The organism is Acetobacter fabarum, assembly GCF_022483405.1.
GTDB lineage: Bacteria > Pseudomonadota > Alphaproteobacteria > Acetobacterales > Acetobacteraceae > Acetobacter > Acetobacter fabarum.
The window spans coordinates 1,606,293-1,619,383 of sequence record NZ_JAKVNI010000001.1 but is presented as its reverse complement, the minus strand read 5'-3'; the positions used below and the strand labels follow the sequence as shown (position 1 = coordinate 1,619,383).

The following is a 13,091-nucleotide window of genomic DNA, read 5'->3' as shown; positions in this document are numbered from 1 at the left end:
TGGACAAATCCGCAAGTTTGTGTTCGACACCCTCATGGCCAGCGATAAATCACTCTTTAACAGCATATTCCGCAATGTAGGTTTTTTGACCGCAGGACGCATTGGCAATGCGCTTTGCAGTTTTATCTACATTTCCCTTGCCGTGCGCACTCTGGGGCTGGCGGACTTTGGCCTGCTCATTCTCATTCATTCCCTTGCTTCCGCCGCCTCCATGGTTTCACGCATGCAATCATGGCAGACGCTCATCCACTTTGGGAGCGAGGCATTCGCCCGCAAGGACATCCCCCTTATCAAGCAGGTTATCGGGTTTTCCATACGTCTGGACACGCTATCCGCTGCAATTGCCCTAAGTCTGGGCATTGTGCTGGTTCTGATTTATGGCACCCTCGCCAGCTGGCCCCAGCATATTATAACGCTAGCCCTGCTTTATGCTTTTTGCAGTCCGTTTATGTACACCGGGTGGTCCAATGGCATATTGCGCCTGTCTGGCAAATTCCACGTTGCCCCGATCATAGATTTCCTGTGCTCAACATTTCAGACATCCGCAACATTTGTTGGCTACAAGCTCCACTATACTCTGGGTTACTTCCTGCTGATCTGGGGGCTTACGCGGGTTATTGATTATGCTGGCTCCGTGTGCTTCGCACTTTCCTCCATTAAAATGAATATTTTTAAAATCTACGCGCATGCCTTCCACAATCGCAAATGGAAGCTGCCGGGAATGTGGGATTTCACACGCAATGTGACCCTGAACCAGACACTAGGCTCTGTCTCGGGGCAGATTGCGACGCTTATTATAGGTGGTCATCTTGGCCTGGCAGATGCGGCTATTTTCCGGGTATCGCGGCAGATTGCCGATGGCATAGCCACGCCAGCACAACTCCTGACCCCGGTGCTTTACCCGGAGCTGATTAAAATGCGGGATCAGAACAACTGGCGCGGCTTAAAAAAGCTGACCTTCATCATGTTTTCAGCTCTATTGCTGCTGTCTTCCGCGCTTATTGTTCTTTCCTTTTTTTCCGGCGGGAAAATATTTTCCTTTATGTTTCATGAAACAATTGAAAACTCATCCCTGTATATTTCCATGATGCTGGTTGCCACTGCCTGCAACCTGCTGCTTGTACCCCTAGACCCGTTATTGACCGTTATGAACCGCGTGCGCTTTTTAACCCTTAACCGCACCGTTATTACGGTACTGTATTTTCCGGTTTTATACATTTTTACCAGCCAGATGGGACTTTACGGTGCCTGCATTGCCACCGTACTGTCCAGCGCCGGGGTTCTGCTCTCCCGCTTTGTGGGGATATGGCTTTTCAAGAATGATTTGAGACACAGAGGGTAACCCCACCTCCCCTCAGTCCGGCTGCACAAAACAGGGATTTTCTTGACCATGGGATTGCGCAAAGACATCTGGCGTGTAGGCATTGTAAACAGCCCGCTCCAGCATATTCTGGCACAGGGCACGCTTGAAGGGCTGCCCGTTGTCTGGACCCCTCCCATGCGCCGGTTCTGCTTTCGTGCAGACCCGTTTGGCCTGTGGCGCGATGACAGGCTTTACGTGTTTGTCGAGGACTATGACTACCGCGTGCGCGTAGGCTCCATAGATGTCCTGATCTACGATAAATCCCTGCATCTGCTGGAACAGCGCAAGGTGTTGCAGACTCCGTGGCACCTCTCCTACCCATATGTTTTTGAAGCCGATGGCCATACATGGATGCTGCCCGAGGCTTTTCGCTCGGGCAAACTAACCCTTTACCGTTGTAAGCACTTCCCCGATCAGTGGGAGGAAGCCACGGTAATTGATCTGGGTGATGACATTGCCATAGACGCCACACCCTTTTTTCATGATGGTCTGTGGTGGCTGTTTTATATGCCAGCCACCAGCCGCACCGCAGCCGTAGGGGCGTTGCATCTGGCATATGCCCCCAGCCTGCTTGGCCCGTGGCAGCGCCACCATGCAAACCCTGTCCGGCTGGACAATGCAAGCACCCGCCCCGGTGGCACACCCTGCGTGCACGACGGCAAGCTGGTGCTCCCGGTGCAGGACTGCACGCATACATATGGTGGGGCAATCCGCCCCCTGACCTTTGACACCCTGACCCCCGACCGGGTTGTAACCCACGCCGGGGCCGCCATCGGCCAGAGCGACAGTTTTGCGCCTTATACAGAAGGCATGCATACACTGGCCGGCGTTGGCCCCGTTACACTGATTGATGCAAAATATACGGATCTCTCCGCCTACGGTATTGGTTTGCAGGCATGGCGTGAGGTCAGGCGGCTTGGTGCCAGACTTTTCCACCCCAAAGGGGCGTAACAGGGCCATACCCCCGGTTCACCGCCAAAATTACGCCAAAGCGCAAGTTATTGATTGACGTGGCGGCGAGTCTGCCAGTAAAAGCCCCGCTAATCCACGCAGATGGAAGCATGCCGTGCAAAGTCGCGGCCAAAGAATAAAAAGCGAGCTGATTTTTCGCCTGTGCCCAAGGTGCCGCGAGGGTCAAGAGATCGGAAAGAGAGACAGTTTATGTTCGCAGTTATCCGCACTGGCGGCAAACAGTACCGGGTTGAGCCCAACATGGTGCTGAAGGTTGAAAAGCTGGAAGTCGAAGCCGGCTCCACCATCACCTTTGATGACGTTCTGGCCGTTGGTGGCGAGAGCGGCACGACCATTGGCGCTCCCACAGTTGCTGGCGCAAAGGTAACGGCTACCGTTATCGCTCAGGACCGCCTCAAGAAGGTCATCATCTTCAAGAAGCGCCGTCGGCAGAACAGCCGCCGCAAAAACGGCCACCGTCAGCCGGTTACCGTTCTGCGCATTCAGGAAATTAACGCCGCCTGATTTCCCTTTGGGGAAACAACAGGCCGGTTAGACCACGGAGGACTTAGGTCATGGCACAAAAAAAAGCTGGCGGTTCATCCCGTAACGGGCGCGATAGCGCCGGACGCCGCCTTGGTGTAAAAAAGTTTGGTGGCGAGCAGGTTCTTGCTGGCAACATCATCATTCGCCAGCGTGGCACAAAGGTAAAGGCTGGCGTGAACGTTGGCGTTGGCCGCGACCACACGCTGTTTGCTCTGGTTCCCGGCAATGTGCGTTTTGAACGCCGTGCAGAAGGCCGCGTCCACGTTTCTGTTGATGCGCTGCCCCTCGCAGCCGAATAAGCAGGCTGGGTTTTTCCAGCCTACGTTTTAGCGTAGCTGGAACGCAAAACAGGGCCGGGCCGGAAGGTTCGGCCCTTTTTCGTGTTCCGGGCCGGAAGGTATGTCATGAAGTTTCTAGATCAGGCTAAAATCTACGTTCGCTCAGGCGACGGTGGAGATGGTGTGACAGCCTTCCGTCGGGAAAAATACATCGAATTCGGTGGCCCCGATGGCGGCAATGGCGGCCGTGGTGGGGACATCATATTCGAAGCCGTGCCCAACCTGAACACGCTGATCGATTTTCGGTACACCCAGCATTTCCGTGCCCGCAAGGGTGGCAATGGTGCTGGCTCGGACCGCACGGGTGCGGCCTCCCCCGCTGTTGTCATCAAGGTGCCTATTGGCACCCAGATCATGGATGATGACCGCGAAACCCTGCTTGCCGACCTGGACGAAGCCGGCAAGCGCGTGACCCTGTGCCGTGGGGGGGATGGCGGGTTTGGCAATGCCAACTACAAAAGCAGCACCAACCGTGCCCCCCGCCGCTCGGACAAGGGCTGGCCGGGCGAAGAGCGCTGGGTATGGCTGCGCCTTAAACTGATTGCGGATGTCGGGCTTGTGGGCCTGCCCAATGCTGGCAAATCCACCTTCCTGTCCGTTGTCTCTGCCGCGCGCCCCAAAATTGCCGACTACCCCTTTACCACCCTGCACCCCCAACTGGGCGTTGTGCGCCTGTCCATGACCGAAGAGTTTGTGGTGGCGGACATTCCCGGGCTGATCGAAGGGGCCCATGAAGGCACGGGGCTGGGCGACCGTTTTCTGGGCCACGTGGAACGCTGCGCCGTGCTGTTGCACCTGATTGATGGTGCCGCAGGCAACGTGGTGGACACATGGCGCACCATCCGCCACGAACTGGCGGCCTATGGGGGCGGTCTGGCAGAAAAGCCGGAAATTATTGCCCTGAACAAGACAGACGCCATGACCCCGCGTGAGGCATCTGCCCGCCGGGCAGCACTGCAAAAAGCCAGTGGTGCTCCTGTGCTGCTGATCTCCGCGGCAACACGGCAGGGTGTGCCGGAACTGTTGCGCCTGTTGCAGGATAAAGTAACGGCCTCCCGCAAGGACGCGCAGGACCAGTCCTGACCCACCAACCCGCAATGCCATAGCTGGAGGGGGCCTTGTCCCCCAACGGATGAGCCCATGACCACAGACAGCCCCCGCCCTTCACTCCTGCATGCAAAACGGCTGGTTATCAAAATCGGCAGTGCTCTGGTTGTGGACCCACAAAAAGCCGCCCCACGGCAGGAGTGGCTGGCCAGCGTTGCCGCAGATATAGCGGTTTTACGCAAACAGGGCGTGGCGGTGAGTGTTGTGTCTTCCGGGGCCATAGCACTGGCACGGCATACGCTGGGGCTTGCAGGTGGGCCACTGCGGCTGGCGGAAAAACAGGCCGCAGCAGCCGTAGGCCAGATCAGCCTTGCCCAGGCATGGAGCAATGCTCTTTCCGCCCACGGGCTGACAGCCGCCCAACTGCTGCTAACCCCCGAAGACACAGAAGACCGCAAACGCTACCTGAACGCCCGCGCCACCTTGAATACCCTGCTGGAACTGGGGTGTGTGCCGGTGATTAACGAGAACGACACCATTGCCACAGCCGAGATCCGCTTTGGGGATAACGACCGGCTGGCCGCCCGCGTAGCGCAGATGACCGATGCGGACCAGCTTGTGCTGCTCTCCGATATTGATGGGCTATACACAGCCGACCCACGCACTAACCCCAACGCGCAGCACCTGCCGGTTATTGAGGCCCTGACGCCCGAAATCGAGGCCATGGGGGGTGAGCCGCCACCGGGCTACTCCTCGGGCGGCATGCGCACCAAGCTGCTGGCGGCCAACATTGCCACACGCTCGGGCTGCGCCATGGCCATTGCTATTGGCAAAACCATGCACCCGCTGCAGGCTCTTATGGATGGCGCGCGCTGCTCATGGTTCCTGCCCCAGAGCAACGGGCATACGGGCCGCAAGCAGTGGATTGCCGGCAGCCTGAACCCCACGGGGGAAATCAAGGTGGATGCGGGGGCTGCCGAAGCCCTGCGCAAAGGTGGGTCCCTGCTCCCTGCGGGCGTTCTGCACGTACAGGGCCACTTTACGCAGGGTGATCTGGTGGAGGTAGTGGATGCCAGCGGGCGCATACTGGCCCACGGCCTTGCCGCCTATGATGCGGACGATGCACGCCGCATAGCCGGGCACCATTCAAGCGAGACCGCCAGTATTCTGGGCTGGCAGGGGCGTGATGAGATCATCCACCGTGATGACCTTGTGATGGTCTGACACAGCAGCCCCAAAGCCACCACGGGGCTAACCCCCGCAACACCCGATGTTAAGGTTTGTTGCGGGAGGGAAAATGCAGCACGGGCTCGGCCCGGCCCATATAATCATCGTACCGCCCACTTGTTGTGCCAGAACGGGGTTGCCCCCCTTCACGCGAGAAATCGGGGCGGTAGGCTTCCTGGTTGGCATCCGGCGCTTTTTGCCGGCGTTGGGCCTCGGCACTTTTTTCCGGCTGTTCGTCTTCCTCCTCATGCCAGGGCATGCGCCTGACCGGAGCAGACTTGTAGGGGTCGGATTCCATGGAAGGCGCCGGAGGAGCTTCCTGCCGGGCCTCGTAGGCGTCGGACACCCTTGGTGCGCGCAGTTCCGCAAAAACGGGCACACCCCGTGGGGTGGCTGGTTTTTCCACCGCGGGGGGACGTACTTCCTCCACCACGGGCCGGCTCTCGCTCTCTGCGCGGCGGGTAAAGGGGAGTGGGGGTTCCGCCCCATGCCCCGCATACCCTTCCGGCACCCTGTTGCCCTGCATGGCGCGCGCGCGCAGTTCTGCCTGAAGTTCCTCCAGCTGGAGGGAGAGTTCAGCCAGCCTGCCTTTGACGCCAAAAACGGCAAAAGGCATCATCATGAACGCAAGCCCGAACACAATGCCCACCGCCAGAACCAGCAACTGGCCCCATAGCGGTACCCATTCGGGAAAAGACAATGTCATCATCAAAAGCCGCCCCGACCCTGTGTTGCGCCTGCGTGGATGATCTTACATGCCCAGCGCACGGCGGTAGATGTCCAGCAGGGTTTCCTGCTCTTCCACTTCCGAAGGTTCCTGTTTGCGCTGGCGGATAATCTGGCGAATGACCTTGACATCAAACCCGGCGGATTTGGCCTCGGTAAAAATGTCCTTTATGTCGCCTGCCAGCGCCTTGCGCTCTTCTTCGAGCCGTTCAACCCGTTCGATAATGCTTCTCAGACGGTCTGCGGCAATGCCGCCTACTGCTGCGTCTTCTTGTTCGCCATCCATGTTCGGCTCCCTTTAGTTGCGCATCGTATCTCAGGCACAGGAATACGGAAGACCAAAAACCCGTATCCTGCTGCTTGCCAAAGGCGCGGGCTTATCGTGCTGTGTGCACGGGGTCAATGATCACACACCATTCTAACCCTTGCAAACACGTCCTGAGCCTTCCATAAGCGGAGCAGCCTTTGTGCGCTGTGGCGTAACAGCGCCTGCAAACGCCTTTATTGACGGCGGCCCTGCCCACCACCCTTGCGGGAATGTTTTTTCCATGGCTCTGGTCAATCACACGGGACCTTTTGACTTTGTTATTTTTGGCGCAACGGGCGACCTGTCGCGCCGCAAGCTGCTCCCTGCCTTTTTGCGCCGCTTCCATGCGCAGGAGTTCAGTGACGATGCGCAGATCATCTGCATTGCCCGCACGGAACTGAACACGGAGCAGTTCCGTGAGCAGACCGAGGCTGCCCTGCGCGAGTTCGCCCCCGAAACCGCACAGGACGAACAGACCCTGCGCCATTTTCTGGGCCTGCTGACCTATATTACGCTCGATGCGCTCAAACCCGGTGGGGACTGGCAGACGCTTGATACCCTGCTGAGCGCTAACGACCGCCCCCGTGTTTTTTATCTGGCTACCGCACCAGCACTCTACTCCCCGCTCTGCGAGGCACTGGCCCGGCATAACCTGATTAACCAGCACTCCCGCGTGGTGCTGGAAAAGCCCATTGGCGTTAATCTGGAAACCGCACGCGCCATCAATCAGGGGGTGGGGCAGTTCTTCCCCGAAGCATCCATTTACCGGATTGACCATTATCTGGGTAAGGAAGGGGTGCAGAACATTCTGGCCCTGCGCTTTGCCAACCCCGCGCTGGAAAAACTGTGGTCGTCCGAGGCCATAGCCCATGTGCAGATTACTGCGGCAGAAACCGTAGGGGTGGGCAGCCGTGGTTCCTATTACGATGAATCGGGCGCTCTGCGCGACATGGTGCAAAACCACCTGTTGCAGGTCCTGTGCATGGTGGCCATGGATGCCCCGGCCTCCCTCGGCTCTGATGATCTGCGCAACGAAAAGCTGAAAGTGCTCAACGCCCTGCGCCCCATGACACCGGACATGGTGCGCCGCAACGTTATTCGCGGGCAGTACGTGGCAGGCGAGATCAAACGTCAGGACGTACCCGGCTATAACGAGGACCTGGGCACCGGACGTGCCAGCAATACGGAAACCTTTGTTGCCATCCGCACCAAAATCCGTACCGCGCGCTGGGGGCATACCCGCTTCTACCTGCGGACCGGCAAGCGGCTGGCCACCAAAACCACCGAAATTGTCATCCAGTTCCGCCCGCAGGTGTGGCCGATCTTTACCAACATGCCCTCTCCGGGGCGGCTGGTTATCCGCATTGCCCCGCATGAGGAACTCTCATTTGTCATGGCGGTGCGTGACCCCGGTGCAGGCGGGTTCCGCGTGCGCAATGCCACGCTGGGCATGTCTTACGAAAATGCCTTTTCGGTCACGTATCAGGATTCGTACGAGCGCCTTCTGCTCGATGCCGTGCGCGGGGACCCCGCCCTGTTCATCCGCCGGGATGAGGTTGAAGCCTCCTGGCAGTGGATTGAACCCATTCTCAACTCATGGCGGCACGCCATGACCCCGCTGGAACCCTACCCGGCGGGAAGCTGGGGCCCTGCCTCCACCCGCTCCCTGCTGGCCCGCGATGGCGCCCTGTGGCACGAAGATATGCTGACATGACAGACACCAACACACCTACCCCCAAACCCAAACGTGGCCCCTTTGCCCAGCGGACGCTGCGCCAGCATGTCCTGCGCAGGCTGGCACTGGTGCTGCCGCTTACGCTGCTCATGATCGTTCTGGCCAAAAGCGGCATACTGGAACGCCTGGTGGACCGGTACACGTTTTCGGCCCAGAGCTGGTACGATGATACGGCTCTGGTCCAGCACCTGCGGCTCAAGGTCACCCAGAACGGCATGACACATGACAGGCCAGACTGCCTGCTGTTTGTTGTCAACGGTAACGACCAGCCCACCGCGTCACGCATTGACGTGATGGAAAAAAGCACCGGCACATGCCCAGCCCCCAAGGGTGAACTGCCCAAGCTGTTCACACTCAAGGTGGACCGCATGAACCGGATTGTCCTCTCCGACCAAGGCTCCCCCGGCCAGTTCCACCCTATTCCCTGAGCGAAGCGCGCCCTGCGCCCCAGCACCGGGCCTTACGCGCTGGCTGCAAAAGCCTTGCGTAAGGCACGCCCCCCAAGGCCGAGTGCTGCCTTGCCGTGGGGCATAAGCGCGTAAAAATTAAGGAACGCATGCAGGGTTCCGGGGTAGCAGCGGTACAGCACCGGCACCCCGGCCCGTTTGAGGGCTGAGGCATAGGCCTGCCCTTCATCCCGCATGGGGTCACATGCTGCCGTAACAATAACGGCCGGGGCCAGCCCGCCCAGATCAGCCGTGTGGCCGGGCACAAAATGCGGGTGTGTCCAGTCCTCCTCCCGCTGGATGTATTGGGCGGCATACCACTCCATGGAGCGGCGGGAGAGAAAATACCCTTCCTCGTATGTGGACTGCGACGGCAGGTTATTACGCCCGTAAAGTGATGGGTAATACAGCAGTTGCAGGACCGGGTTGGGGCACAGGCCTACCCGGCCGTTCTGCGCCAGTACGGCGGCAATGTTCCCCCCTGCGCTATCCCCCGCAACCGCCACCTGCCCGCCCCAGTGCCGGGCGGATGCCCCCGCCAGCCAGACCAGTGCCGCACGGGAATCCTCCACCGCTGCGGGAAAAGGGTTTTCGGGCGCCAGTGCGTAATCGGGCAGCAGCACCGCCGCACCCGATGCCCGCGCAAGGCGGCAGCATATGCCGTGGTGGGAGTTAAGGCCGCAATGCACAAACCCACCCCCATGCAGGTACAGCACTGCCCCACGCACCCGCCCATGCGGAATGTAAAGCCGTGCCGCCAATGGCCCCGTTGCCCCTGGCACCTGCACACGCACCACCCTGCGCAGCGGCAGGGCGGACAGACGCTGGGGGAAAGAGGGCGTATCCATTGCCTTGCGCAGTATTTTTAGAAAATGCTGCTGCTCTGGCAGTGCCGCCGCAGGCTGTGCCTGTGCCCCGCCCTGACCCTGCGCACTGTTGCCCTGCGCAGTATTGCCCTGCCCTGCCCCTTTTTTGGGTAAGCGTTTTTTACGGCGCTCCTGCCAGCGGATCAGCCCAAGCAGCACGCGTGAGGGCAGGTTGGGCCGGAGTGGGGTTGAAACGGAGGTGGGGACCATAAAATCAGACATATGTGCATGATGTGCGCTCTTGCCCGCTCCTGCCAAGAGCGCTTTTCCAACACAAAGCCCTTGACCTGCGCCAGCCGCCAACGCAGGGTGCGCGGGCCAGACGGTCGGACGGTCGCTGTTGTGCGTTTTTGCGCATGATGGAGGAAAGTCCGGGCTCCACGGGAAGAACGGTGCCGGTTAACGACCGGCGAGGGTGACCTTAGGGAAAGTGCCACAGAAAACAGACCGCCTTCCGGGTTCCATGCCATGGGAAACCATGGGACGGGCTGAAGGTAAGGGTGAAACGGTGCGGTAAGAGCGCACCGCTCCGCTGGTAACAGGGGAGGCACGGCAAACCCCACCGGGAGCAAGACCGAATAGGAACGGCAGAAACCTTAGGGTTTCGGGGGTTCTCCCGCCCCGTCGTTCGGGTTGGTCGCGTGAGGCATGTTGCAAGACATGTCCCAGAGGAATGATCGTCCAGGCCCTTTTGGGCTAGACAGAACCCGGCTTACAGACCGTCTGGCATTTTTTACCCCCCCCCTTTTCCCGCGCATGAAGCTGGGCACTCATGGGCTTTTGCATGCCCTTTTTACTGCAAAAGAACATAACATGAACAAATAATGTCTTTCCCAAGTTCGATTCTACGCGATCAATACATTCATGCGACTCTCCAACAAAGTATGAATACTTTATAAACGGCTGTTTTCTGCTGTTTTTTCTTCGCTTTTAATTTGCGTCCCATGCTATCCCATGCTATCCCACGGCAGACCATAAAAGTGGTTGCGGTCCCATGTTCCCCGCCCCTCCCAGGAACAGAAACCATTGGCTCAAAAGGACTTCTGAACTTCGTGAGTGTGTTCCTCGGCACGCATGAAAATCGATTCGACGCAAAAGGACGCGTCTCGATTCCTGCTGGGTTCCGCTCCGTTCTCAAGTCACAGCAAAAGGAAGGCGATGCGCTGGTGATTCTCCGCCCCTCCCATACGCTGCCCTGCATTGAGGCATGGCCAGCCGTGGCCTTTGCCCGCCTGACCGAGCCACTGGACCGGCTGGACATGTTCTCTGACGAGCATGACGACCTTGCCGCCGCCATTTACGCCGATGCCTACCCCATGGACCCTGACCGTGAAGGCCGCCTGATGCTGCCCGACTTCCTGCGCGAACATGCCGGGTTGCAGGATGTCTCTACCGCCGCATTCATGGGGGTTGGCCGCATCTTTCAGATCTGGGAACCCGAGGCTGCGCGCCTGCGCCGGGCCGAAGCACGCCAGAAGTCCCGCCGTGTCACCATTCCCGCGGCATCGCAGACCAGCCAGAGGGAAGACTAGGCCATGAACGCGCTCCCACTTCCCTCCGCCATCAAGCCCCCCAGCAGCGGGCATGTACCCGTCATGCTTGATGAGGTTCTGCATTATCTGGCTCCCACCCGTGGTGAGGCCATTCTGGACTGCACCTTTGGCGGAGGCAGCTATAGCTGCGCCATTTTGAACACGGCGGAATGCAACGTGTGGGCCATAGACCGCGACCCGGACGCCATAGCCCGTGGGCAGGTGCTGTGCGCCGAAATGGAAAAAGTGGAAGGTCGCTCACGCCTGCATATGCTGGCCGGCAGTTTTGGCCACATGGCCGAACTGGCGGAGCAGGCCCATGCCCCCCGTTTTGATGGCATTGTGATGGACCTTGGCGTGTCCTCCTTCCAGATTGATGAGGCCGAGCGTGGCTTCTCCTTCCGGTTTGACGGGCCGCTGGACATGCGCATGGCCAAACAGGGCCGCAGTGCAGCCGACATCATCAACACCGCCCCCGAGGCGGAACTGGCCGATATTTTCCATTTTTATGGGGAAGAACGCCACGCCCGCCGCGTAGCCCGCGCCGTTGTGGCCGCGCGAGCGGAAACCCCGCTCCACACCACGCTGCAACTGGCCGAGGTCATCCGGAGCGTGGTGCCGCAGGACCGCTCGGGCATTGACTCCGCAACCCGCAGCTTTCAGGGCCTGCGGATTGCCGTGAATGATGAACTGGGCGAAATCGAACGTGGTCTGGAACAGGCCCTGACCCTGTTAAATGACGGCGGACGGCTTGTCGTTGTCTCCTTCCACTCGCTGGAAGATCGTCTGGTCAAGCGCGCCATGCAGCGCGCTCTGGGCAAGGATGTCAGCTTTTCCCGCCATGACCCGCGTGCATCGCTCGCCCCGGCGGCTCCGGCTGCTTTTGTGGGCCTGACCAGCAAGGCCATTCGCCCAAGCGATGCCGAATGCCGGGCCAACCCCCGTGCCCGCAGCGCACGCCTGCGCGCCATGATGAAACGTCCTTCTCCATCCGCTTCTTTGACTAAAGGATTGAGTGCATGATCCCCCGCCCATTTACATGCTGCTGCGCTGTTCTGGCGATTGCATCGGGGTTCTTCCTTTATACAAAGAAGCACCAGACAACCCTGCTGGACCAGCAGATTTCCGCCATTGTCAGCGAAACCGAACACGTGCGCGGGCAGACCGCCATGCTCCGCACGGAATGGGCGCTGGAAAACCAGCCGGAGCGGCTGGCGGCTCTTGTTGTCAAACACGCGGCTTACCTCCAGTCCATGGACCCGACCCAGTTCGTACGGATGGCAGACCTTGTGCAGCACCTGCCCAATGTGGTCCACGAACCCGTGGCCGTGGCGCAGGCCAGCGCACCCGCACAGGTGGCACAGGGCAGCAAAACCGCAGCCCAGCCAGCAGCCCCCGTGGCGGTTGCCAGCAGCACCACGGCGCATCTGCCCCCGCCGCAGCCCGAGCGTGAACACACTCTGGCTGTAGCCGATGCAGCCCCCACGCCCCCGCGTCCGCTGCCTGTGCGCGCTGTGCGCCCACACCCGGTAACTGTTGCCATGGAAAGCCCGGCCCAGGCGCCGCATGTTCTGGTTGCACCCGCAGCACTGCCGCCGCCTGTTGCGCAGCATGATGCCCCCATTGCCCGCGTAGCGGTGGCACCCCGCCGCCAGCCCGTGCAGGTGGCTGATGCCCCCCGCCCCAGCCTGCACCAGAACCTTGCAACAGCCAGCGCGGATGATACGGATACCTCAGCCTCCCGGCGTGCAACGCTGGCTGCTGCCAGCCGGGCGGAGGCCATGGCCCCACGCCGCCTTGCCCAGAACAGTGATGACATAACGCCTGTGCGCCACCCCCTGCCTGTGGCCGCAGCAAGCTGGCACCCTGTTCGCGCACATAGAACACCCGTAGCAGAGGGTTATATGGAAGCCCGCGCAACTTCCGGTTATACGAACGGGTCCCTGCTGAGTCGCGGTAGCGACGCCCTGCCCGCCCCTGTTCCCGTAACCAACTGATTGTTTTGGC

The 13,091-nt window shown here is 59.9% G+C and carries 14 protein-coding genes and 1 other RNA gene; 12 read left to right on the top strand and 3 right to left on the bottom strand.

The features are described 5' to 3' along the window. Positions 1 to 19: 19 nt before the first annotated feature. The 6 genes from LKE65_RS07595 (at position 20) to proB (ending at position 5,469) form a co-directional block, all read left to right on the top strand. On the top strand, positions 20 to 1,342 hold the full coding sequence (locus LKE65_RS07595) for a lipopolysaccharide biosynthesis protein (RefSeq protein WP_278740887.1): 1,323 nt from the start codon (positions 20 to 22) through the stop codon (positions 1,340 to 1,342). Between the two features lie 48 nt (positions 1,343 to 1,390). Then, positions 1,391 to 2,314 (top strand): glucosamine inositolphosphorylceramide transferase family protein, encoded by a 924-nt coding sequence (locus LKE65_RS07590; protein ID WP_278740886.1) that lies wholly within the window; start codon positions 1,391 to 1,393, stop codon positions 2,312 to 2,314. A gap of 210 nt (positions 2,315 to 2,524) precedes the next feature. Beyond that, entirely contained in the window at positions 2,525 to 2,839 is a 315-nt protein-coding gene (rplU, locus tag LKE65_RS07585) for a 50S ribosomal protein L21 (protein ID WP_025826492.1), read from the top strand. 50 nt (positions 2,840 to 2,889) lie between these two features. Next, complete coding sequence (rpmA, locus tag LKE65_RS07580) at positions 2,890 to 3,159, top strand: 50S ribosomal protein L27 (protein ID WP_048854263.1); 270 nt, start codon at positions 2,890 to 2,892, stop codon at positions 3,157 to 3,159. A gap of 105 nt (positions 3,160 to 3,264) precedes the next feature. Continuing rightward, entirely contained in the window at positions 3,265 to 4,281 is a 1,017-nt protein-coding gene (obgE, locus tag LKE65_RS07575) for a GTPase ObgE (protein ID WP_086645573.1), read from the top strand. Positions 4,282 to 4,338: 57 nt separating this feature from the next. Continuing rightward, positions 4,339 to 5,469, top strand: a complete 1,131-nt coding sequence (gene proB / locus LKE65_RS07570; protein WP_278740885.1) for a glutamate 5-kinase — start codon at positions 4,339 to 4,341, stop codon at positions 5,467 to 5,469. A 49-nt stretch (positions 5,470 to 5,518) separates the two neighbouring features. Here the strand turns inward: proB and LKE65_RS07565 are convergent, their stop codons facing one another. Then, on the bottom strand, positions 5,519 to 6,181 hold the full coding sequence (locus LKE65_RS07565; RefSeq protein WP_086645575.1) for a hypothetical protein: 663 nt from the start codon (positions 6,179 to 6,181) through the stop codon (positions 5,519 to 5,521). 42 nt (positions 6,182 to 6,223) lie between these two features. Further along, the gene (locus LKE65_RS07560) at positions 6,224 to 6,484 is read right to left on the bottom strand and encodes a DUF2312 domain-containing protein (RefSeq protein WP_086645576.1); all 261 of its coding nucleotides are present in this window, start codon (positions 6,482 to 6,484) and stop codon (positions 6,224 to 6,226) included. Positions 6,485 to 6,746: 262 nt separating this feature from the next. Here LKE65_RS07560 and zwf point away from each other — a divergent pair, with 262 nt between their 5' ends. Then, entirely contained in the window at positions 6,747 to 8,219 is a 1,473-nt protein-coding gene (zwf, locus tag LKE65_RS07555) for a glucose-6-phosphate dehydrogenase (protein ID WP_278740884.1), read from the top strand. After that, positions 8,216 to 8,668: a hypothetical protein gene (locus tag LKE65_RS07550; RefSeq protein WP_095349210.1), complete on the top strand. Its 453-nt coding sequence runs from the start codon at positions 8,216 to 8,218 to the stop codon at positions 8,666 to 8,668. The genes zwf and LKE65_RS07550 overlap by 4 nt, the downstream gene beginning before the upstream one ends. 32 nt (positions 8,669 to 8,700) lie before the next feature. Here the strand turns inward: LKE65_RS07550 and LKE65_RS07545 are convergent, their stop codons facing one another. Continuing rightward, complete coding sequence (locus LKE65_RS07545) at positions 8,701 to 9,774, bottom strand: alpha/beta hydrolase (protein WP_278740883.1); 1,074 nt, start codon at positions 9,772 to 9,774, stop codon at positions 8,701 to 8,703. A gap of 96 nt (positions 9,775 to 9,870) precedes the next feature. On the opposite strand from LKE65_RS07545, the gene rnpB reads away from it, so the two are divergent. The 4 genes from rnpB (at position 9,871) to ftsL (ending at position 13,081) form a co-directional block, all read left to right on the top strand. Then, positions 9,871 to 10,283, top strand: an RNA gene (gene rnpB, locus LKE65_RS07540) — RNase P RNA component class A. 321 nt (positions 10,284 to 10,604) lie between these two features. Continuing rightward, a complete protein-coding gene (gene mraZ / locus LKE65_RS07535) occupies positions 10,605 to 11,084 on the top strand; it encodes a division/cell wall cluster transcriptional repressor MraZ (RefSeq protein ID WP_086645696.1) in 480 nt (159 codons plus the stop codon). A gap of 3 nt (positions 11,085 to 11,087) precedes the next feature. Further along, complete coding sequence (gene rsmH / locus LKE65_RS07530) at positions 11,088 to 12,107, top strand: 16S rRNA (cytosine(1402)-N(4))-methyltransferase RsmH (protein ID WP_095349212.1); 1,020 nt, start codon at positions 11,088 to 11,090, stop codon at positions 12,105 to 12,107. Beyond that, entirely contained in the window at positions 12,104 to 13,081 is a 978-nt protein-coding gene (gene ftsL, locus LKE65_RS07525; RefSeq protein ID WP_278740882.1) for a cell division protein FtsL, read from the top strand. Before rsmH ends, ftsL begins: the two co-directional genes overlap by 4 nt. The last annotated feature ends 10 nt before the right edge of the window (positions 13,082 to 13,091 follow it).